Raw genomic sequence first — 21812 nt, 5'->3', positions numbered from 1 at the left:
AGGTAATCGACTATTTATCTTTTTTCTTGCCCGAACTGTATTCGTTCATTCCCGGTAAGTCAGTTTTCTCCGCCAGTATATTTAAGTCCTGATAAGTGAAATTTCCCAGCATGCTCAGCAAGGTGAATTCATTATTAGAGCCCGAGATCATCAGCAGTTCCACTACCTTGCCGTTCTCTTCTCGAACCATAAATTTCAGGCTACTTTCCTTGTCTTGGACATCCATAAGATCCTCGTACTTATTGTGCGCCAGCGTCCCCATTGCCTCGTCGTAAAGGGCTTTGCCATCTACTTTTTCTCCACTGAGGATCCGAATCCCCTTCACCTTTGAGATCAGCTCACCCATTTCCTGTGCGTCTTCGTCATCACTGTCCTTTGCTGAGGATTTCAGGAAACCTCCTGCCATCTGCATCATCTTTGGACTGATGTAAACCCGGCTGAATTCCTCGTTCTCCATGTGTTTGGAGAAGAATTTTACAATGGCATCATCCTGCGCCTGTGCGGCGAAAGCCATCATCACCAAAACCATTATGCTTATCCATTTTTTCATTTCTTCTCCTCTTTAATTTCTTTGATATTAAACAACTGATTTGTAGCCCCGAGATATTTGATGTCTGCCAAAGGCTTCATCGACGAGGCACCCTTTTCCATGTTTTTCTGTATCAGTGCCAATGCATCCACCACTTGGTTATAAGCTTCCTCCTCTTGCATCCTCTTTTGCTGCTCAATGAACAGCCAGCCCAAAGCCAGAAAAACAACCGCAATCGCTGCAGCTTTTTGCCACGCTCCTAAGCCATTTTCCGATTTTGGGGCAGCTTTGGCAGATGGCTCATTTTGGGTCATCTCCTGTAATCCCTGCAAAAACATCCGTTCTTCCTCAAACCCCGGGCACTGGCCCAGAAGCTGCTTAAGGCGACTTTCCTCCTTCAAGGATGTCTCGCCTTCGTAATATTTATCCAGCAATGCCTTGATTTCTTCTTCCATCATTTCCGTTGATTTGATAAAAACTCTTGGAGTTTTTTCCTGGCCCTGAACATATTGACCTTTACTTGCTCCATGGAGATATCCATAAATTCTGCAATCTCTTCATAAGTCAAACCCTCCACTTCCCTGAGCTGGAAAACCTCCTGCTGCTTTTCGGGAAGTGCCTTCAAAAACCGGAAAACCATCCTTACCGCCGGCGATATGTCTTCTGACTCAGGCAAGGGCAGTTCAGGAATGTCCTCTTCTGACTCAATTACCACCCATTTTTGCTTTTCCCTTAGCTTTTGAAGGCTTTGGTTCTTGACCACCTTGACCATCCACCCAGTGGGATTGTCCATTTTTTGAAGTGCCTGTCGCTGTTGCCATGCTTTCTCCAAAGCTTCTTGCACCGCATCCTCGGCCTCATCCCGGTTCTTTAACCAGAGATAGGCCATGCGGTATAGCTTGCTGCGCAAGGTCCAGATATATGCTTCAAAAAATGTCTTCATTTATGTAGGTAATGATCCTAAATAGTAAATGTTACAGGTTGAATGAAAATATTTTAAAAATTACCTTAAAACCCTAAAACGTTGGATGGGCAATTTACCACGGGCTTCACCCATGGCTATGAACGTGCCACTCCTCTGGGGCTAGCTTTTGAGTGCAATCTTTCAATGCAGTTCCAACATGCACTTAGTGCCTATGGGACCTTTGTGGCATTTATTAAACGGTGGTTTTGCCATTAAGAAAACTGGCAGTCCCCAGCTTTTCCACTTGATCCAGAATTGTTCCTCAGCCTTCTCGCCTGCTTCCAGCTAGGAGCATTTCCAAATTCAGCACCCTAAAATAGGCTGCATTCAAACAAAATAGATTAATTTTAAATTATCAATGCAAATGGTATGCGTGCGTACTAATTGGTTACTTTGTGCAGTAAACTAAAATTCGAACAATAGACTCATGAAAACAATAATAAAATCACGAAAAAAATGGAATTCCGGAAAGGGCATAAAAAAAGCCTTGAATTTCTTCAAGGCTTGTGGTGATGAGTGGGCTCGAACCACCGACTCACGGATTTTCAGTCCGATGCTCTACCAACTGAGCTACATCACCGTTGTAAAGTGATGCAAAGGTAGGTAAATGTTCTTTTGATGCAAACCTATGAGATAAAAAAATTACAACAATTTTAAAGAGATACCTTTAATTTATTCACTATGAGTATTTTACCTCAGGTAATTTTTTTCTTGATTTTTGCAGCGACAGGATATGTGCTTTACAGAAGGATTTCCTTTCTGAAGCGAAATATTATGTTGGGCAAAAAGGAAGAAAGAAATGATCAGCCTGCAGACAGATGGAAGACCATGCTTTTGGTCGCTTTTGGTCAGCAAAAGATGTTCAAGCGGTGGCTACCGGCATTTCTCCACTTTCTGGTGTATGCTGGATTTATCATCATCAATTTAGAAGTCGCGGAATTTATCATAGACGGATTTACAGGCCATCACCGCATCTTTGCACCGTTTCTAGGGGGCTTCTATACCTTTGCCATGAATGCATTTGAATTTCTAGCAGTCGCTGTGTTGGTAGCTTGTGTGGTCTTTTTGATCAGAAGAAACATCACCAAAGTACCCCGGCTGTCCATGAAAGAACTCAAAGGCTGGCCAGCCATGGACGCCAATTTGATCCTGATCATTGAAATCTGCCTCATGATGGCCATTCTCAAGATGAATGCTGCGGACCAGATCTTGGCTTCCAGAGGCGTGGAACATTACACTCAGCTGGGAACGCTTTTCTTCAGCAGTTTATTAACACCGATATTGGAAGGCTTCAGCACCCCGTTTCTAGTGTTTACTGAACGGGCAGCCTGGTGGTTTCACATTGTCGGGATCTTGGGATTTGCCATATATGTGACCTACTCCAAGCACCTGCATATTTTCTTGGCTTTTCCTAACACTTGGTACACGAGGCTAAAACCAAAAGGAGAAATGGCCAATATGCCTGAAGTCACCAATGAAGTGAACATGATGCTGGGCATCCCCACGGAAGGCAGCAATGAGCCACCTGCCGAAATAGGCCGCTTCGGGGCCAAGGACATCAATGACCTCAGCTGGATCAACCTCATGAACGCATACTCCTGCACGGAATGTGGACGGTGCACCGCCGAATGCCCTGCAAATCTTACGGGCAAGAAACTTTCTCCAAGAAAAATAATGATGGATGTCAGGGATAGGGCAGAAGAAGTAGGGAAAAGCCTAGACGCCGGTGGCAAAGGCCTGGAAGATGGCAAAAGTCTCTTGGGCGACTACACCACTGCGGAAGAAATCAACGCCTGCACCAGCTGTAATGCCTGTGTGGAAGCATGCCCGGTTAACATCGACCCATTATCGATCATTCTGCAAATGCGACGCTATGTGGCGATGGAGGAAAGTGGCTCTCCTGCCCAATGGAATGCCATGTTCCAAAACATGGAAACCAGCTTCTCGCCTTGGAAGTTTGCCCCTACAGATCGCTTCAATTGGGCTGACTCGGTTAAAGATGAAGAAATGAAGTAAAAAAGAACGAACCAAACGATATGTCAAATTACAAAGTACCCACCATGGCCGAAATGGCAGCCTCCGGCGAATCACCGGAAATCCTTTTTTGGGTGGGCTGCGCAGGGTCATTCGATGATCGATACAAAGCCGTCACCCAAGCTTTTGTAAAGATCCTAAACAAAGTAGGTGTCAGTTTTGCCGTGTTGGGACCAGAAGAAACGTGTACTGGAGATCCGGCCAGACGGGCTGGAAATGAATTCCTTTTCCAAATGCAAGCCGTGGCCAATATCCAAGTACTGAACGGCTACAATATCAAAAAAGTGGTAACGGCCTGTCCCCACTGCTTTAACACCATCAAAAATGAATACCCTGCTCTGGGAGGAACCTACGAAGTCATCCATCATAGCCAGTTCCTCCAGTCCTTGATCAACGACGGAAAGATCGTCATGAAAGGCGGCGGAGAGTTTAAGGGCAAAAAAATCACCTTTCACGACTCCTGCTACTTGGGCAGGGCAAATAACGTTTACGAAGCACCCAGGGAAATCATCAAGGCACTTGATGTGGAGTTGGTAGAGATGAAGCGGTGTCGCACCAAGGGGCTTTGCTGTGGTGCAGGTGGCGCCCAGATGTTCAAGGAGCCTGAACCTGGCAATAAAGATGTCAATGTGGAGCGCACCGAAGAAGCACTTGGCACTGGTGCATCTGCCATTGCCGTAGGCTGTCCATTCTGCCTGACCATGATGGCCGATGGTGTCAAGAACAAAGAAAAAGAAAATGAAGTAAAGGTCGTTGACCTGGCAGAGCTTATCGCCAAGGACCAAGGATTGGAGTAAAGCAGGGTGATGGGCATGTGGCAACTGGTATTTGGTATTTAGTATATAGTATAAAAAACCAAGTCATCGGTGTCAAAATGAAGCATCAGCGGTTCGGGTGTCAAAAAAAACCGTAATTGGCAGCATCCTTCCTAGCCATTTTACGTTCTATTTAAAGGATACTTTGCATCCAAGATGCTTTGTTTTATATTTAATAATTGAATAAAAAAGACTAAAAGCGATTATGTATTTGCCATTTGAAACAATGCCTGACACCGCTCGGGTATGGATATATCAAGCTAATCGGAAATTTTCCAATGAAGAAAAAGACCTTATCGCTTCGCGAATGACGGCATTCTGTGACCAGTGGAATACCCATGGCAACCGCATGCCTACTTCCTTTGATATAAAATATGACCAATTTATTATCCTGTCGGTAGATGAATCCCAGCTTGGTGCCAGTGGATGCTCGATCGACAGCTCCGTTCGGACGCTACGGGAGCTCGATGAAATTTTACAGGTAAACCTACTGGACCAGGGAAAGGTATCTTTTTTAAACCAGGATGAAATTACCATCAGCAGCTTGGGCCAAATCAAAGAATATATCCAGAATGGCCAACTCACCTCCAGCACCAAGGTCTTTAACACTACCGTGCAGCATAAAGAAGATCTCAAAGACAAGTGGCTCATTCCCGCAAGTGACAGCTGGTTAAACCGATATTTCAATAACTAATTATGATAAAAGTTATATATTAGAGGATACACTTTCTGATGACAGCCTGACTTTATGATGAAAAATTGTTTTCTGAGTTCTCTTTTTATCTTCCTTTTTTTGGTAGGATGTACCAGCCTCCAGCAAAAAGGAGAAAAACAGTTTGCGGCTGGTGAATACCAAATGGCCATTGGCACTTTTTCTAAGGTACTTGCTGACAATCCTGATGACAGTGAGGCAAACTATTATGTTGCGGAAAGCTATCGGCTGTCCAACCGCATCGAAGATGCCCTTCCCTATTACGACAAGCTATTGGAAGAGGAAGGGTCTTTTGATAACTATATGAAGAAGGCAAAAAGCTTGCGCGACCAAGGAGAATATGCCGATGCCGCAGAAGCTTATCAAGAGGCCAAATCACATACCACCAGCGACTCTTTGTTGGCTTTGGCAGCATTGGGAGAAGAAAATATGGCCAAGATCGAGTCCATCACGGATTATTGGCCTTATCATGAACTTCAGAATTATGAATTGCTGAACACTCCTGGGATCGATTATGCCCCCGTGGTCAGTGATGATTTCTTATACTTCACCAGTTCCCGTCGAGCCAGTGGTGTATATCCAGCCACAGGCCAAGGCTATACCAAACTCTATCGTGCAAGGGCCAACGGCGTAAAAGTAGATGTACAAAATGTACAGGCATTGCCTGAATTCAGAAATGAAGAAAACCTCAACCAAGGTGCTATCGCGATCAGTCCTGACGGCAATACCATCATTTATGCCCGGGGCAATAGCCTGAGCAAAAAAGACCTTCCTGAAGTCAATTTGTTTGTCAGCTATTTCAGAGGGGCAGGCTTTACCGACCCGATCTGGATGCCTGTAAATGAAAATGAAACCTATTGGAATTCGACACCCGCTTTTAGTGTCGATGGAGAAGTGCTATATTTTGCCTCAAACAGACCTGGAGGCTATGGTGGCATTGACCTGTACAAAGCCACCAAACTGGCCAATGGGGATTTTGGGAATCCCCAGAACCTTGGCCCGGAAATTAACACTCCCGGAAATGAAATGTTTCCCCGACCCATGGGAGAGCAGTTGTTTTTTGCTTCTGATGGCCACCCAGGATTTGGAAAACTTGACCTCTTTGTGGCTGAGGCAAAAGATGGAAAAACAACGGTTACCAACCTGGGCAAAAACATCAACTCTGTAAGTGATGATTTTGGGCTGTTTTTTACCAATTTCCCCAAAGAGGGATTTCTTAGCTCCAACCGAGAAGGAGGAGTAGGCGATGATGATATTTACTATTTCCAGGACAATACGCCCAAACCAAAGGTGGTCAACGTTTTCCTGAATGTAAAAACCCTGCAAAAAACAGCACAAGGCGAAACAGTGCTTCCTAGTGCCAGAGTAGCCCTTTATGACAGCACCAAACAGACGGTAGGCGGGGACTTCTCCAACGAACAAGGAAGGCTGAGGTTTAGGTTGGAACCAAACGCAGACTTTACCTTGATTGCTTCTAAAAACGGATACTTTACCAAAAGCGTGCCTTACAGCACTGTCGGCAAAACACCCGCTCAAGAAGACCTGATCCAGGATGTCACCAACGTCACCCTGGACACTACCATTGTGCTGGATAAGCTGGAACTGGAAAAGGCCATTGTCTTGGAAAATATCTATTATGACCTGGACAAAGCAGATATCCGTCCCGATGCTGCGGAAGAGCTGGACAAGCTGGTCAAAATCCTTCTGGACAATCCTGAAATCAAAATCGAACTCAGCTCACATACCGATAGCCGAGCCAGTGATGAATACAACAAAGACCTTTCACAGCGCAGGGCCCAATCAGCGGTGGACTATATCATTTCCCAGGGCATTGCGGAGGACAGGTTAGTGGCTAAGGGATATGGCGAAGACCAACCCGTCATCGAAAACGCCCAAACTGAGGAAGAACACCAACGCAACAGACGCACCGAATTTAAGGTCATCGAGATCGAGGAATAAGAAGGGCGGTAGGTTCTGAGGTTGAAAAGTTATAAGGTATGTCAGGTTAGAATGTTTGAAGATTGAAAGTTCAATAGTTGCTCAGCGGTTTATAATGGTATTGCTTTTAGAGACTGAAGATTTCGATCAAAATAGAAGCAAAGGTTCTAGCTCTTGGATGCCGTTTTAAAACCCTCCAAGTGCTGGATACCGTCTTCTCCGGTCTATGCACTTCTACCTTACGCTGCTCTATTCATTTCCATGCGATTCCGGACTTTCCAACATAGTTTACCTTTAAAACCTTCCAACCTTTCAACCGTATTTCTTGCCAAAATCCTTAACTTTACGGCAATATAAACCAAGTCACTATTCTGATGGACGAAAGATACATGCAACGGGGCGTATCAGCCTCAAAGGAAGACGTACACAATGCCATATCCAATTTGGACAAAGGGCTATATCCAAAGGCTTTTTGTAAAATTGTGGAAGACACCCTTGGCAATGATCCAAACTACTGTAACGTCATGCATGCCGATGGTGCCGGCACCAAGTCTTCTCTCGCGTATCTTTATTGGAAAGAAACCGGTGACCTGAGCGTCTGGAAGGGCATTGCCCAAGACGCCATCATCATGAATATAGATGATTTGCTCTGTGTGGGTGCAGTGAACAACATCCTCGTGTCCTCCACCATCGGGAGGAATAAAAACCTGATCCCTGGGGAAGTGATTTCTGCCATCATTAATGGCACAGAGGAAGTCCTCCAAATGCTCCGTGACAATGGCGTAAACGCAGTCCTCACCGGTGGCGAAACCGCCGATGTGGGCGACTTGGTGAGAACAGTCATTGTGGACAGCACTGTCACCTGTCGCATGCGCAGAGACGAAGTCATCTCCAATGACAATATCAAGCCAGGAGATGTTATCGTCGGTTTGGCATCCCATGGTCAGGCCAAATACGAAGACAGCTATAATGGCGGTATGGGCAGCAATGGCCTCACCTCCGCCCGACATGATGTGTTTAACAAAGTCCTGAAAACCAAATACCCAGAGAGTTTTGACCCATCAGTGCCGGACGATTTGGTATATACAGGGAAATACAATCTTACCGACCCGGCTCCTGATACCCCGGTAAATGTGGGCAAACTGGTCCTTTCTCCTACACGGACATATGCCCCGATCATGGTGGAAGCCCTCAAGTATCTCCGTCCGCAAATCCACGGATTGGTTCATTGCAGTGGGGGAGCCCAGACCAAAGTGCTCCACTTCGTAGACAATGTACACGTAGTAAAGGATAATCTTTTCGATACTCCTCCATTGTTTAAGATCATTCAAGAGGAAAGTGGTACCGACTGGAAAGAAATGTACAAGGTATTTAACATGGGTCATCGAATGGAGGTCTATCTGGAAGAAAAGTACGCGGAAGAGATCATTGACATCGCTGAATTTCACGGAGTAGATGCACAGATCATTGGTCGTGTGGAACCTTATGATAGCAAAAAAGTCACCATCAAAAGTGAACACGGTACATTTGAGTATTGATCCTCATTGACATGCGAAAATTCCTTAAAATATTGGCCTGGACGACAGGCCTTTTCCTTTTGCTGGCCATTGCGCTGCTTACGACAGTGGACTGGACAGACCCTAAGGAGCAAGATTATTATAAAAAGACGGTACAGGCTGTTTCGAAACTCCAGCTCACCCCTTCTGCTGGCGATGCATGGCTAGCGGGATGGGCGCAAGTCAATGTTACCCCTGATCAACCCGTGGACCTGGTAGGTTACAAACCCAGAGGAGCCTATGATTTTGTCTTGGACAGTAGCTTCGTCAGAGCCATCGTAGTCGGCAATGGAGATCAGCGGGTTGCTTTTTTAAACTATGAACTGCTCATCGTCCATCCGACTTTGGCCAAAACCGTGGAAAAGGCCATCAAGAATGCTGCTCTTCCGGTGGATTTGGTCTATTTTACAGGCACTCACACCCATAGCGGAATGGGCGGCTATATGCCTGGAATCATGGGGAAGATTGCCTTTGGAGGATATGATGAGAAGGTCGTTAACCTCCTTGCTGAAAAGTCGGCTCAAGCAGTAAACAAGGCCCTGAAGTCACAGGACACGGTAGCTGTCACTTACCAAAAATACAGCGCTCCCCAATTCGTAGGCAACAGGTTTATCCCAAATGGACCTATTGATCCATTTATCCGCCAACTGGTCTTCACCAAAAAAGATGGCACAAAAGGCACCTTCTTTACTTACACAGCCCACGCCACCTGCCTCAATAGCAAGTTTATGGGCCTTTCAGGCGACTACCCCTTTTACCTGACCCAGGATATGCTGAATGATTATGCCTTTTCAATGTTTGCTGCCGGAACAGTGGGAAGCCATCAGCCTTTGGCACCTGGAAGGGAGCCCAAAGACACTAAAGCTTATGCGCATCAATTGGACAGCCTAATGGAGCAGCCTGCTACTTTCCAAAATACTGTCAAGCGCAATATTCTTCGTTTGGGCACACTGAAACCAGAGCTTCCAGAAGCTACCTATCGAATATCGGATAACATCCGACTCCGTCCATGGGTTTTTAACAGCCTTTTTGGTGATACGAATACACACTTCGATATGGTACAAATTGGCAACACATTGCTGGTGTCCTCCAGTGGTGAAATATCGGGGATGTTTTATGAAAATTGGGAAACGCTGGCCAATCAAAAAGGCCTAAACCTGATCATCACTTCTTTCAATGGTGGCTACATGGGGTATATTGTTCCCGATCAATATTACCATCGTTCCTATTTTGAGGCAAGGGATATGAACTGGTTTGGCCCATACAGTGGTTCATACTATGACATGATCATCACCAAGCTTATTCAGGCTGCGGATTAACTTCCAGCACTGCTGCTGGCTTCTTTAATTTCAATATTGGCATCCGGGCGGGGTAGTCCTCTGGCAATGCTTTCCTCTTCAGCTTATAATCCTGATCTGAAGAAAGCGGATAAATGGGAAAGTTGTGGTCAACCACATCAGCATGATCATCCATTTTATATTGTTTGGCCGCAAATAATATGTCTCCAAAGCCCAACCCCTTTACAGCAGCCACTTTAAGACTGTCTGTATTAAGTGGCTTTACGTCCAAATCAAATGGGGCTTCAAAAACATTTTCAATAGTAGATTGGTCTTGGGCGCATAAATTCCCTCCCGCCAAAAAAAAGAGAAACACGATCATCTTACATGTTGCTTTCATCGTATAAGTATTGGTTCACTGTAATTTATAAAAAATAATCGATCCATAGAGGGGTAATATGTTAAAGATTGTTGGATCAAGCCGAAAAGTTGGGGGCATTTTACTCCATTATGAAAACTGGTAGTTCCCCCAGGGCAAACACTTTTAAGCTGCTCGTAAAGAGGTGTCAGTTTGAATTAAAGAACTTCAACCCGCTTTATCAATGTCGTTTAGTTAGTATGTGTCTGGAAATATTGGTTTAATTTTTTTTAGCTATATTCCAAGATAGTTTGTATCCCTTTACCTTTGTTACTTTTTTGCTTCAGGTCAAAAAATTAACCAAAAAACCCCGCCGCTACGCCACGGCGCACAGGTGTGCAGCTATTGGCCTAAAATTAAACCTTCCCTCATTCAGGCAAACTCCTCCTTTTTTAGCTGCCAATATTCTTTTTGGCTAGTATTTCGTCAAACAAGCCTGCCTTCTTGCCTACCGTTTTTTAATTTCTTAACGCCCAATAGCTGCAAGGCGGATCCATTTTATACATGTAAAAAAAGACGATGGATTAAAACCATAATTCTCTCAATGGACGATCCGTATTGGAAAATCTTCTTAACTAAACGACATTGCCCGCTTTATGCATTAGGAATCGTTATGAGAGCTGAAACTACAAGAAAATCAGGCTGTTTGGAGATTGAATCATCCGCCGCGGCGGATGGTGAAACTGTCTACCGCCAGGTAGAATCGAAAACAGCAGCGAAGCAACTGATTTTGTCCGCCGCGGCGGATCAGGTCGCAATAGATAGGCTCGTGCATAATGCGGGTTCAAGGAGCTAAAAGCGATTTCCCTGATGGTTATCAACATTTAGTACTTATTTCGTGTAAAGGAGCTATCATCCGTGCCGCTGGCACTTTGCCCTGATTTGGACATTGGAAACCGCAGTAGCCTATCTTGCCGAATGGCGGAATGGGCTGAAAGAATGATCAGTTGATTTGGATCGTACAAGCCGTCACGGCTATCTCCAGTTCCGCATTTGAAATGCGAACTGCTGAGAAAGGCATTTGTAATGCCTCCTTGCAGTAAAGCCCCCCAGAAATATTGCTTTATCCAAATGGTTGCTTCTTTTTGAAATGCTGAATGTAGAAGGTTTGCTTGCATCCGGATTGTTTTATAGGGACTCTCCTCTTATGTCAGCAACTGATGGCCAGCCACATTCAGCCGAATCTCCATGAATTACACACAATGGCCCTACTGCCGGCTTGACTTCCGGAATACGACAGCCTTCATCCATCCCGCTTTATAAACCTTTTCCTCCAATTGCTGCCAGCCGTGTTTTTGGAAAAATTGATGATAGCGGGGCAAGTTCTTTCGTGGATTTGCCGTGACAAACCTAAAAAACCAAATCATCATCCACTGGAGCCAGCGCATGGATGGTCGGTCAAAAAAATCCACCAGAATCCATCGAGCAGAAGGTTTAATCCTTTTATTGATAGCCTTAAACAAGCTGTCAATCTGCCTATCATCCAAAACATCCAACAAGTACTGGGTGATTACCCAATCAAATTGCTGGGAGGGCAACAGGTCAAAATCTGTTTGATGCAAAAAAAATACCCGATCCACTTGATTTGGTGTCAGCTGGTTTTTGGCCTTCTGCATCATTTTTTGGGAAGCTTCCACAAAAAAGATTTTCCCTTGGTGGCCGACCCTATTGGCCAGCATCGGGAGATTATCACCAGTACCACCTCCAATGTACAGTACCACCTCCCCCGTCTCCACCATTTCCAAAAACGCATATTTACTTTCCCTATGGGCTTTTCCCAGTACAGCCATCGCCAGTCGGTCATAAAAAAATGCCACCTTGTCGTACAGGTTCTTTTTCATGCCTAAAGTTAAGGGAAAGGGAGGGAAAATTAGAAGGTTTGAATGTTGAAAGGTTATTCCTCCATCTAGATAATCATGAAAGAAATAGAACCTGTCTTACTAGATTTATCGTGCCGCTGGCACTTTGCCCCGATTTGTACATTGCACACAAAAAGGTAAGTTCCGTAGGAAGGGTAGATATAAATGCAAATAGGAACATTTTTTTATGCCTTTGCCCTGGACCGTAAGGGGTATTCGAGAATTATTTCATGAAAATCAGTATAATCTGTGGACAACTCTTTAATTGTTAGTATAATTGGTACGATAGTGGATGTAAATACCATCCGTAATCACTTTTAACCCAGATACCGTATGAAAAATTTACTGCAGTCCTTTTCCAGTATAAAATCCCTGATCAAGAACATCGATTTTGCGAAGCTCAACCAGCTTTCCCAAAAAGTGGACCTCAATGAGATGGTGGGAATTGTCTCTCAAATGAGCGAATCGGACTTGGCCAAGATGATGAAAATGATGAAAAGTGGTGGCAAGAAACGTGAGTTGCCACCGGTAAATGGGGATTTTTATGAATTGGAAAAAACCTTGGCTCCCCACGAGCAAGAAATCGTGGCGAAGGTCCGTGACTTTATGGAAAAAGAGGTTCGTCCTATTGCCAATGAGTATTGGAACAAGGGACATTTTCCGATGCATATCATTCCCAAAATGGCCGAGTTGGGCATCGCTGGGTTGACATACAAAGGCTACGGCTGTCCGGGCCATTCTGCACTATTGGAAGGCTTCCTAGCCATGGAAATGGCTCGGGTGGACACGTCTATCTCGACCTTTTTTGGCGTACAATCGGGCTTGGCCATGGGCTCTATCTATGTCTGTGGCTCGGAAGAACAAAAGCAAGAATGGCTTCCAAAAATGCAAAAAATGGATGTCATCGGGGCTTTTGGATTGACGGAGCCAAAAGTAGGATCGGGCGTGGCCGGTGGCTTGACGACCACCTGCAAGCGAGAAGGTGACGAATGGGTCATCAATGGCCAGAAAAAGTGGATCGGCAATGCCACGTTTTCGGATATCACTGTCATCTGGGCCAGGGACTTGGACGACCAGCAGGTCAAAGGGTTTATTGTCCGAAAGGACAATCCAGGCTTTCACCCGGAAAAGATCGAAAATAAAATGGCACTGCGAACCGTTCAAAATGCGCTTATCACGATGAAAGACTGCCGCGTGCCGGAAAGTGACCGCCTCCAAAACGCCAACTCCTTCAAGGATACTTCCGAAATCCTGCGGCTTACCCGTGCAGGTGTGGCTTGGCAAGCTGTGGGCTGCGGGCGAGGTGCTTATGAAGCAGCCCTCAGATACACCAATGAACGGAAACAATTTGGAAGGCCCATTGCTGGATTCCAGCTGGTGCAGGACTTGCTAGTTACCATGCTTGGAGATCTTACCGCCATGCAGACCATGGTCTATCGACTCTCCAAAATGCAGGATGCCGGAGAACTCAAGGACGAACATGCCTCACTCGCAAAGGTGTTCTGTACGCTTCGAATGCGCACCATCGTGGACCACTCGCGGGAGCTGTTTGGCGGCAATGGTATTCTCTTGGAATACGACATCGCCCGCTTTGTAGCGGATGCTGAAGCCATCTATTCCTATGAAGGCACCAAGGAAATCAATTCCCTCATCGTGGGCAGGGCAATTACCGGGCACAGTGCTTTTGTATAAACAGGGTGATGGCAGAGATTAATGGGTATAAAGTCCTGTCCAAGCTGAGGCTTGGAACCTGAAACTTTCCAACCTTGTAACATGGCCACTGCCTAAACTCCCGTTAGGCCACTAAAAACAGGACAAAAGGAAGCAAATAGGCGGCATCGATCTGACGCCTGACGGCTTCTTTGCTACGTTTGGCTTGTAAAAATGCGCTAACATGGATCAAAAACATGATCACCAGAATGATCAAATAAATATAATAAAACGAACCTAAAACAATAAACATCCCCGCCAAATACACCAGCTCTACCCACATCAGACCTGTCAATAGACTATGGGCCATGGGAACCCCCAGCACACTGACGATGGATCCCATTTCGTCCCTGCTATCACTGTCATAATCCATGTATGCCAGCAAAAGCAGGTTAAACCAGGCCATCAAAAAGTACCCAAAGGCAAAATACCAAAATACGCGAGGCACGCCATCATTGGTGAAGCGGATCATGGGCACGAGTGTGATTCCTGCGGTATAGAGGGCTGCAGTGGTGATTTCTTTCAGGATAGAAACCTTCTTGCCAAAAAATTTCATAAAGACAATATTGCCAATGATGACCGTTCCCAGCAGCATTCCAAAGGTCATTAAATGAGAGAACTTGATAAAATCAAATGCCAATATCACCGCGGTAATCACCACCAGCACCAGCCAAATCAATAAAGTATTAAAGTTTACTTGGTGAAATAAATGCCTGGCTGAACTGGCCTTTCCTTGGATATTACGGGCATCCATCAGATGGTCAAAGGTATATATCCCCCATACAGCTAAGGCCATTAGTACATAAACCACCGGAGTAAAACTTAGCTCCAACAAGTGTTGGAAAAAGTATAGCCCTGCACAAGCTCCCAGCACCACGTCCAGTGAAAGCCATTGGATATAATTGTAATATTTCTTAAGTCCTTGTGTCTTCACAAACATAAATATACAACTCAAGGAATAGTTTTCGAATGATTCCCTATATTTAACAGCATCGATTTTAAATTAACACCAAAAAAACCACTAAAATGAAAAAAATCCTTCTGAGCTTCCTATTGCTCTTCTGTATGTTGACCATTGCCTCTGCCCAGTCCCCGATAAAAGTTGCCTGTGTTGGCAATAGCATCACCCAAGGTCCAGGTAGAGACCACCCCGATAGCTGGCCACTGCTGATGCAAAATGTATTGGGAGATGAATACCTCGTCAAAAATTTTGGTGTAAGTGGCAGAACACTCCTTAAAAACGGGGATTATCCATATTGGGATGAACCGCAATTCCAAGAGGTGCTCGACTTCAAGGCAGATATCCTAGTCATAAAATTGGGCACAAACGACTCCAAACCCCAAAACTGGAAGTACAAGGATGAGTTTGTCCAGGATTATATTGATATGATCACTATTTTCAGGGAAACCATGCCGGATGATGGTGAAGTGTATGTATGCATTCCTGTACCGGTTTTCAAAGATAATTTTGGCATTACCGAAAGTGTCATGGTGGATGAAATGCGCCCTATGCTCAAGGAAATCGCCAAAGCCACCAATTCCAAAATGATCAATCTCTACAAACCGCTCAAAAATCACGGTGACCTCTTTGCCGACGGCGTCCATCCAAACAAAGAAGGCAATCAGCTGATGGCCGAAGCTGTGGCCAAAAAGATTAAGTAAATGGAGGTTGGAATGAGTTGAACCCGTTTTCAATGCCGTTTAGTTAAGGGGATTTCCTTCTTTTCATATACCTAAAAGTCCTTTTTTTGATTGACTTTGGCTGGGGAAACCTGATCATCCTGGTGGATTTTACCTTTTTCCATTGATGAAAAAAGAAAGAAAAAAATCTAGGCTGGTGGTATGCCCTTTAAAATGGGACATGGATTTCCCCTGCGACCGAGATCCGTCACCCATTTTAATTTCCACCCGATGGCTACGGCCTAAAAGCGAGTGGGTCTCGCTGTTCCACGACGCGAGCCAACTCACTTTCTTAACGGCCTCCACCATCGGGTGGAAAACAGGCATACCAAGGGCCGTTTATCAGGAAGCGATACCTTTTTGGGACTTATTAACTGAATCCGCCTTGCAGGTATTGGGCGTTAAGAAATTAAATAGCGGGCGGGCAAAAAGGCAGGCTTGTTTGACGAAATACTAGCCAAAAAGAATGTTGGCAGCTAAAGAAGGTTTACCTGGCTTTAGATAGGCTAATGCATATTGCGGGTTGGAAGTTGAAGGTTTTAATTCTCGCAGGATTGCTCGGATACTGCCTACTTTGCACTCCTGCGAGAAATTCACCATTAAATACAGTTTTTAACTAGTCTTTTGCCCTAATTTTTCAACCTTGCCCAACCATTTTTCCCTGAATGTTTCCTTTGATAGTCTTATTGGACCAATAGTGGTAATCTTCACTTTTTTTACCCCAATAAAATTTAATGTCCCCCTTTTCATTGCATGATGGCTCGGGCTTCCATTGACCAATCGATAATACCAGGAAGGCTGATCCAGTGTACAAATGATCCTTGCTGTTTTACCTGTAAGTTTTTTATCCCACCATAAGGAATCTTTTCTTTTATTATAGGCAAAACCAGGCAAGAGGACACGATCCAGAAATCCTTTCATGATCGCTGGTACAGATCCCCACCAAACCGGGTAAACCCAAACCAGGTGTTCGGCCCATTTCAACTTCTCCTGCGCATCCAGTAGGTCTGGCTCAAGCTCCGTTCGCTTTCGATAGCCAAATTCCAAGTTGGGATTGAAATCCAAATCCCTGATGTGAATTTCCTTTATGTCGGCACCTGATTTTTCAGCACCTATCTTATAGGCCGATGACAGTCCAAAACTGTAACTCTCCCTGTCGGGATGTCCGTTAATGATCAGTATTTTTTTCATAGGAGTTAAAAAATAGTTTTCAATTTCCTTTCCACTGGAGTACTTGTCAAGTTGGGCGCCTCAAAGAACTTATATAAAATAAAGCATGCTGGCACCGTTAAGAAAACCGAGCAAATAGCAAACGTGGCGACACTAAAGAACAGCGCCATGGCTCTAGTGCCGTCGGCTCCTATATAAGGAACGACTTGATCTTGCTGAGCAAGAAGATAGTAATATACAGATTGCCCATAGTCATAAAACCTTATGCTTGTTTCATAACCTAGCCAAATGGGATAAAACCATTTTCTTATGGTCTCCCACCATTTTCCCCAAATCGATGTAGCTGATACGATGTTTCTTTCCATTTTTACTTCTTTTTTTTCAAAAGTCGTTTTTATGGAAGTCCCATCATTTGATATAGATCAAATTCGGACTTTTGGGCTCCGTATTCTGCTCAAAGTCTCCAAGGTAATTCCCAGGTAAGAAGCGATATGGGTTAGGGGAATTCTATTGGTGATGTCAGGATGAATGGCCAAAAGGTGCCGGTACCTTTCTTCCGCTCTGCTAAACTGAATGGTATCCAATCGCTCACAAAGCCCCAGCATGGTCTCCGTGACCACTTTACCGATCAACCGCTCAAAATCATGGTACTTTTCGGAAAGACTGTCCACCGCATCTTTTGAAAACTCCAATACAGTGGAGTCTTCGACAAACTCCACGTAATGAGGGCTTGGTTTATCGCTAAAAAAACTGACCACGGAGGCCATAAATTGATTTTCGAAGGTAAACCAGTCAGAGATGTCCTTCCCGTTTTTCAAATAATAGGCCCTCGAACATCCTTCTACGATCAGGTAACCCTTTTTGGAATATTGCCCTTCACGCACGACCACCTCTCCTTTTTTGAAGAACTTGACCTCTGTACACGCAATAAATTCCCGCTTACAATCAAGGGATAAGGGAGAGTAGGCTGCTCCTACTTTGTTCAAGATGTTTTCTATGTTCATTTTATATATGATTATGTCCTACCTAATCAATAACTTTGTGCACCCGAGAAGCCGTGTCTTTACTAGACAGCGTCAATCGAACAATACTATCTGTTAGTGCGGTCAAATCATGAGGGATATTACTTTCCAAGGTTAGAATATCGCCTTTCTTCAGGGAATTGGTTTCGCCTTCAACTCCAAAGTCGATTTCCCCTTCTATTATATGAACAATTATTGGAAATGGAGCTTTGTGTTCTTTCATACTCTGCCCACGTTTTAAAACAATCCTAATCTCCTTGGAAAAAGAAGTTTCTAAGATGACCTTAGTGACAATTTTATCGTCATTATATTCTATGTGATCACTAAACGATGATTTTTTCATTGTTGTTTTTTACGTGGAGGTAACACCCAAATTCAACTACCATGTGTTTGATAGGTTAGTTGTAAATGTATCATTTTTTTGGATGACTAGCCGGAAATGTAGCTATAGAAGTGTCAAACTTCATTTGAAATGAAATAACCCCGGTTTGTGTATTTTCCAAAAAAATAAAATGGCTCTATATGGATTACAGTGGGTAGATTATTTTATCAAAAATCCTGATGATTAATCATCACCTCGTAAAATAACCCCAATGACATCATCCGCCTAGCAGCCATTGGGCGTGAAGAAATAAAACAAGCGGGCGGAAAAAGGGCAGGCTTGTTTGACGAAATGGTGGGAAAAATGGTTGTTGGAAGCTAAACACGAGGAGGTTGCCTGCATGTGGGCGGGGTTTGATTTTAGCCCAATAGCTGCAATGCGGCGGGGATTTTTGGCCACTTTTTTGACCTGTAGCAAAAAAGTGACAAAGGTTAAAGGAGCCATTCCACTGAAATTTAACAATCTATCATAATACTTACCCACACTAAATCATATAGAACCAAAAAAAGGCTCCATCTTTAATGGAGCCTCTTCTTATCAGCTGTCTAGCCACTCAATCTTAAACGCTAGCTTCCTCATAATCTTCCGTAGGAATGCAGCTACAGACCAAGTTTCGGTCACCGTAGGCAGAATCAATCCTGCGGACAGTTGGCCAGAATTTGCTGTTTTTCACGTATTCCAATGGGTAAACCGCCTTTTCCCTGCTGTAAGGCAAGTCCCAAGCATCACTCATCACCATGCCGGCGGTATGCGGAGCATTCTTCAGAACGTTATTTTCAGCATCTGCTTTTCCCTCTTCGATCTCACGGATTTCGCCACGTATAGAGATCAGCGCATCACAGAACCTGTCCAGTTCAGCTTTACTTTCCGATTCGGTAGGCTCGATCATCATGGTACCCGCTACAGGAAAAGAAACAGTCGGTGAATGGAAGCCGTAGTCGATCAATCGTTTGGCAATGTCTTCTACCTCTACACCTACTGCTTTAAATTCTCTAAAATCCACAATCATCTCGTGGGCCGCTCTTCCTTGGGCACCTGTGTAAAGTGTCGGGAAAAACTCACCAAGTCGCGCTTTGATATAGTTGGCATTTAGTATGGCCGTTTGGGTGGCATGCTTCAGACCTTCCCTGCCCATCATAGCGATGTAAGCATAGGATATTGGCAAGATACTCGCACTACCGAAAGGTGCTGCTGAAATCGCAGAAATCGGCTGTTGGCCACCGGTCTTCACCAATGGGCTGCTCGGAAGAAATTCTTCCAAATGCTTGGCCACGCAGATCGGTCCCATGCCGGGTCCACCGCCGCCGTGAGGGATACAGAAGGTTTTGTGCAGGTTGAGGTGGCACACATCAGCACCGATCACACCTGGGCTGGTCAGCCCTACCTGCGCATTCATATTGGCACCGTCCATATATACCTGACCACCATTTTCATGGACGATCTGGCACATTTCCCGAATGGCTTCCTCAAACACCCCGTGGGTGGATGGGTAAGTCACTAGGAAAGACGAAAGGTTTTCTTGATGCTTCTCGGCCTTTTCTTTCAGATCGGCCAAATCGATATTGCCCTTGTCATCACATTTGACGATCACCACTTTCATGCCGGCCATGACAGCAGAGGCAGGATTGGTACCGTGAGCAGATGAAGGGATCAAAGCGATATTCCGGTGGCTTTCGCCCCTGCTTTCGTGATAAGCGCGTATCACCATCAGCCCGGCAAATTCCCCTTGGGCTCCTGAGTTGGGCTGAAGGGAAGTTTCGGCAAAACCGGTAATCTCTGACAGCCAATTTCTCAAATCTTGGAACAACGCATAGTAGCCTGCTGCTTGGTCTTGTGGCACAAATGGATGCAGCTGGCCGAACTCTGGCCAAGTCACCGGAATCATCTCAGCGGTCGCATTTAGCTTCATCGTACAGGATCCAAGCGAGATCATGGAATGCACCAGTGACAGGTCCCTATTTTCCAACCGCTTGATATAACGCAACATTTCGTGCTCGGAATGGAACGCATTGAAGATCATATGATCCATGTAATCGGATGTCCTTTTCAGGCCTTCAGCCACTTCAAAAGTAAGGCCATCCACCATAGAAGCAAGGTCCACCACATCGGCACTTGAGTGGGTGGTCCGGGCAAATACCTCAATGATCTCTTGGACATCCTCCACCGTCTTGGCTTCATCAAATGCCAAATAAACATACCCTGGCTCGTAGCGGAAGTTCATTTCATGCGACAGCGCAAAGGCCTTGATCTTGGACTGCTTCACATCGTCCACCTTGATTTTCAGGGTGTCGAAATAGTTTTTGTTTTCTTGTTCAAAACCCAGCTTGGCCAGCCCTTGGGCAGTCAGCTTGGTAAGCCCATGGATTTTAAGGGCAATGTCTTTTAGACCTTTTGGCCCGTGGTAAACGGCATACATGCCTGCCATCACTGCCAACAGCACCTGTGCGGTACAGATATTTGAAGTGGCACGCTCGCGCTTGATGTGCTGCTCTCTGGTCTGGAGGGCCATCCGATAAGCTTTGTTGCCGTCTTTATCAACCGATATCCCAATGATCCGTCCCGGCACTTGGCGTTTATAGGCATCCTTCGTCGCAAAATAAGCGGCATGCGGGCCGCCAAAGCCCATAGGTACCCCAAAACGCTGTGTGGTCCCCACCACCACATCGGCGCCCATTTCACCTGGAGGTGTCAGCAAGGTCAAGGCAAGTAGGTCGGCAGAAAAAGCCGTGGTCACCTTGTTTTCTTTGGCCTTTTCTACTAAGGCTTTATAATCAATGGCTTCGCCGTCAGCATTTGGATACTGAAGCAATACACCGTACAGTTCGGGATCTTCCAGGTTCAGCTCGTCCAGTGGACCTTCCTCCAACGTAACACCAATCGGAAGTGCCCTGGTTTTCAGGATTTCCTTGGTCTGGATAAATACTTTTTCATCCACAAAAAACTTCGTCGCTTTTTTCTTGTCCCGAGGACGCGTGGCAAAAAGCATGTTCATCGCCTCAGCGGCAGCAGTACCTTCATCCAGCAGGGAGGCATTGGCCAGTTCCATGCCGGTCAGGTCCATCACCATGGTTTGAAAGTTCACCAACGCTTCCAATCTTCCCTGGGCGATTTCAGCTTGGTAGGGCGTATAGGCCGTGTACCATCCTGGATTTTCGAGCACATTTCTCAAAATCACACCAGGTGTAATGGTGTCATAATAGCCCAATCCAATAAATGACTTATAGATTTTGTTTTTGGCGGCCATTTTTCGGAAATCCTTCAGAAATGCTGCTTCCGATTTTGCTTCGGGCAAGTTGAGAGGCTGATCCAGCTGAATGGCTTTGGGGATGGTCTGATCGATCAGCTCATCAATGCTGGCAGCACCGATTTTTGAGAGCATCTCCGACACGTCGTTGGTGGAGGGGCCGTTATGGCGATCTTCAAACTTCACGGAGGGGGTCAAATCAATTTTCATAGTCCAGATAATGCGTAATATACTTGGGTAATATTCCTCTTTTCGTACAGATGTGCAAAGGTATAAATTATTGACCGATAATGATTTTCTTTTCCAAATTTTCTACGGTATCTCAAGGGGAATTTAAAGAAGATGGCAGCAGACAAGGTAAAAGCGGAGGGGAAAGGTATATTCCTTGGTTTTCAAAAAAGATATAAAAGTGCCATCGGCATGGATGACAACTATCTCACACAAAGATTACATCTCCATCATAAAAGTACATGCGTTTGCCCTGTCATTTCACCATGCGACT

Annotated in this window: 22 protein-coding genes and 1 tRNA gene; 9 read left to right on the top strand and 14 right to left on the bottom strand. The window is 45.1% G+C overall.

What is annotated here, in order from left to right:
* Nucleotides 1–10: 10 nt before the first annotated feature.
* From FDP09_RS02965 to FDP09_RS02950, 4 genes are all read right to left on the bottom strand, one after another.
* On the bottom strand, nucleotides 11–550 hold the full coding sequence (locus tag FDP09_RS02965; protein ID WP_137401226.1) for a DUF4252 domain-containing protein: 540 nt from the start codon (nucleotides 548–550) through the stop codon (nucleotides 11–13).
* Nucleotides 547–987 (bottom strand): hypothetical protein, encoded by a 441-nt coding sequence (locus tag FDP09_RS02960; RefSeq protein ID WP_137401225.1) that lies wholly within the window; start codon nucleotides 985–987, stop codon nucleotides 547–549. Before FDP09_RS02960 ends, FDP09_RS02965 begins: the two co-directional genes overlap by 4 nt.
* Nucleotides 984–1472 carry an RNA polymerase sigma factor gene (locus FDP09_RS02955; RefSeq protein WP_137401224.1) on the bottom strand — a complete coding sequence of 163 codons (489 nt, stop codon included), beginning with the start codon at nucleotides 1470–1472 and terminating at the stop codon, nucleotides 984–986. The genes FDP09_RS02960 and FDP09_RS02955 overlap by 4 nt, the downstream gene beginning before the upstream one ends.
* A 528-nt stretch (nucleotides 1473–2000) precedes the next feature.
* Nucleotides 2001–2073, bottom strand: a tRNA-Phe gene (locus FDP09_RS02950).
* Nucleotides 2074–2174: 101 nt separating this feature from the next.
* Between FDP09_RS02950 and FDP09_RS02945 the strand changes: the two genes are divergently transcribed.
* The 6 genes from FDP09_RS02945 (at nucleotide 2175) to FDP09_RS02920 (ending at nucleotide 9867) form a co-directional block, all read left to right on the top strand.
* The gene (locus FDP09_RS02945) at nucleotides 2175–3509 is read left to right on the top strand and encodes a 4Fe-4S dicluster domain-containing protein (protein ID WP_137401223.1); all 1335 of its coding nucleotides are present in this window, start codon (nucleotides 2175–2177) and stop codon (nucleotides 3507–3509) included.
* A gap of 20 nt (nucleotides 3510–3529) precedes the next feature.
* Nucleotides 3530–4324, top strand: a complete 795-nt coding sequence (locus tag FDP09_RS02940) for a (Fe-S)-binding protein (RefSeq protein ID WP_137401222.1) — start codon at nucleotides 3530–3532, stop codon at nucleotides 4322–4324.
* Nucleotides 4325–4568: 244 nt separating this feature from the next.
* Complete coding sequence (locus tag FDP09_RS02935) at nucleotides 4569–5036, top strand: hypothetical protein (RefSeq protein ID WP_308421145.1); 468 nt, start codon at nucleotides 4569–4571, stop codon at nucleotides 5034–5036.
* 54 nt (nucleotides 5037–5090) lie between these two features.
* Entirely contained in the window at nucleotides 5091–7013 is a 1923-nt protein-coding gene (locus FDP09_RS02930) for an OmpA family protein (protein WP_187328777.1), read from the top strand.
* A 353-nt stretch (nucleotides 7014–7366) separates the two neighbouring features.
* Nucleotides 7367–8530: an AIR synthase related protein gene (locus FDP09_RS02925; protein ID WP_137401220.1), complete on the top strand. Its 1164-nt coding sequence runs from the start codon at nucleotides 7367–7369 to the stop codon at nucleotides 8528–8530.
* Between the two features lie 11 nt (nucleotides 8531–8541).
* Entirely contained in the window at nucleotides 8542–9867 is a 1326-nt protein-coding gene (locus tag FDP09_RS02920; RefSeq protein ID WP_137401219.1) for a neutral/alkaline non-lysosomal ceramidase N-terminal domain-containing protein, read from the top strand.
* Here FDP09_RS02920 and FDP09_RS02915 read toward each other — a convergent pair.
* Nucleotides 9848–10225, bottom strand: coding sequence for a hypothetical protein (locus FDP09_RS02915; protein WP_137401218.1), 378 nt, complete (start codon nucleotides 10223–10225; stop codon nucleotides 9848–9850). The two genes, FDP09_RS02920 and FDP09_RS02915, sit on opposite strands and share 20 nt — an antisense overlap.
* 562 nt (nucleotides 10226–10787) lie before the next feature.
* On the opposite strand from FDP09_RS02915, the gene FDP09_RS23660 reads away from it, so the two are divergent.
* Nucleotides 10788–11039 carry a hypothetical protein gene (locus FDP09_RS23660; RefSeq protein ID WP_187328776.1) on the top strand — a complete coding sequence of 84 codons (252 nt, stop codon included), beginning with the start codon at nucleotides 10788–10790 and terminating at the stop codon, nucleotides 11037–11039.
* A gap of 28 nt (nucleotides 11040–11067) precedes the next feature.
* Here FDP09_RS23660 and FDP09_RS02910 read toward each other — a convergent pair whose 3' ends face one another.
* A complete protein-coding gene (locus tag FDP09_RS02910; protein ID WP_137401217.1) occupies nucleotides 11068–11361 on the bottom strand; it encodes a hypothetical protein in 294 nt (97 codons plus the stop codon).
* 90 nt (nucleotides 11362–11451) lie between these two features.
* On the bottom strand, nucleotides 11452–12084 hold the full coding sequence (locus FDP09_RS02905; RefSeq protein ID WP_137401216.1) for a class I SAM-dependent methyltransferase: 633 nt from the start codon (nucleotides 12082–12084) through the stop codon (nucleotides 11452–11454).
* 351 nt (nucleotides 12085–12435) lie between these two features.
* Here FDP09_RS02905 and FDP09_RS02900 point away from each other — a divergent pair, with 351 nt between their 5' ends.
* Entirely contained in the window at nucleotides 12436–13794 is a 1359-nt protein-coding gene (locus tag FDP09_RS02900; RefSeq protein ID WP_137401215.1) for an acyl-CoA dehydrogenase family protein, read from the top strand.
* Nucleotides 13795–13897: 103 nt separating this feature from the next.
* Here FDP09_RS02900 and FDP09_RS02895 read toward each other — a convergent pair whose 3' ends face one another.
* Nucleotides 13898–14752, bottom strand: coding sequence for a hypothetical protein (locus FDP09_RS02895; protein ID WP_137401214.1), 855 nt, complete (start codon nucleotides 14750–14752; stop codon nucleotides 13898–13900).
* A gap of 86 nt (nucleotides 14753–14838) precedes the next feature.
* Between FDP09_RS02895 and FDP09_RS02890 the strand changes: the two genes are divergently transcribed.
* Nucleotides 14839–15474 (top strand): GDSL-type esterase/lipase family protein, encoded by a 636-nt coding sequence (locus FDP09_RS02890; RefSeq protein ID WP_137401213.1) that lies wholly within the window; start codon nucleotides 14839–14841, stop codon nucleotides 15472–15474.
* A gap of 129 nt (nucleotides 15475–15603) precedes the next feature.
* Here FDP09_RS02890 and FDP09_RS02885 read toward each other — a convergent pair whose 3' ends face one another.
* From FDP09_RS02885 to gcvP, 6 genes are all read right to left on the bottom strand, one after another.
* The gene (locus FDP09_RS02885) at nucleotides 15604–15819 is read right to left on the bottom strand and encodes a hypothetical protein (RefSeq protein WP_137401212.1); all 216 of its coding nucleotides are present in this window, start codon (nucleotides 15817–15819) and stop codon (nucleotides 15604–15606) included.
* 285 nt (nucleotides 15820–16104) lie between these two features.
* Nucleotides 16105–16683 carry an NAD(P)H-dependent oxidoreductase gene (locus FDP09_RS02880; RefSeq protein WP_137401211.1) on the bottom strand — a complete coding sequence of 193 codons (579 nt, stop codon included), beginning with the start codon at nucleotides 16681–16683 and terminating at the stop codon, nucleotides 16105–16107.
* Nucleotides 16684–16688: 5 nt separating this feature from the next.
* Nucleotides 16689–17027, bottom strand: a complete 339-nt coding sequence (locus FDP09_RS02875) for a hypothetical protein (RefSeq protein WP_137401210.1) — start codon at nucleotides 17025–17027, stop codon at nucleotides 16689–16691.
* Between the two features lie 57 nt (nucleotides 17028–17084).
* Nucleotides 17085–17666: a Crp/Fnr family transcriptional regulator gene (locus tag FDP09_RS02870; RefSeq protein WP_137401209.1), complete on the bottom strand. Its 582-nt coding sequence runs from the start codon at nucleotides 17664–17666 to the stop codon at nucleotides 17085–17087.
* 22 nt (nucleotides 17667–17688) lie between these two features.
* A complete protein-coding gene (locus FDP09_RS02865; RefSeq protein ID WP_137401208.1) occupies nucleotides 17689–18027 on the bottom strand; it encodes a cupin domain-containing protein in 339 nt (112 codons plus the stop codon).
* Nucleotides 18028–18625: 598 nt separating this feature from the next.
* On the bottom strand, nucleotides 18626–21520 hold the full coding sequence (gcvP, locus tag FDP09_RS02860) for an aminomethyl-transferring glycine dehydrogenase (protein WP_137401207.1): 2895 nt from the start codon (nucleotides 21518–21520) through the stop codon (nucleotides 18626–18628).
* Nucleotides 21521–21812 lie beyond the last annotated feature (292 nt).

The sequence above is a fragment of the Echinicola rosea genome (assembly GCF_005281475.1).
In the GTDB taxonomy this organism is placed as follows: Bacteria; Bacteroidota; Bacteroidia; order Cytophagales; family Cyclobacteriaceae; genus Echinicola; species Echinicola rosea.
The sequence above is the reverse complement of the archived record's forward strand: the minus strand, read 5'-3'. Positions and strand labels throughout refer to the sequence as shown.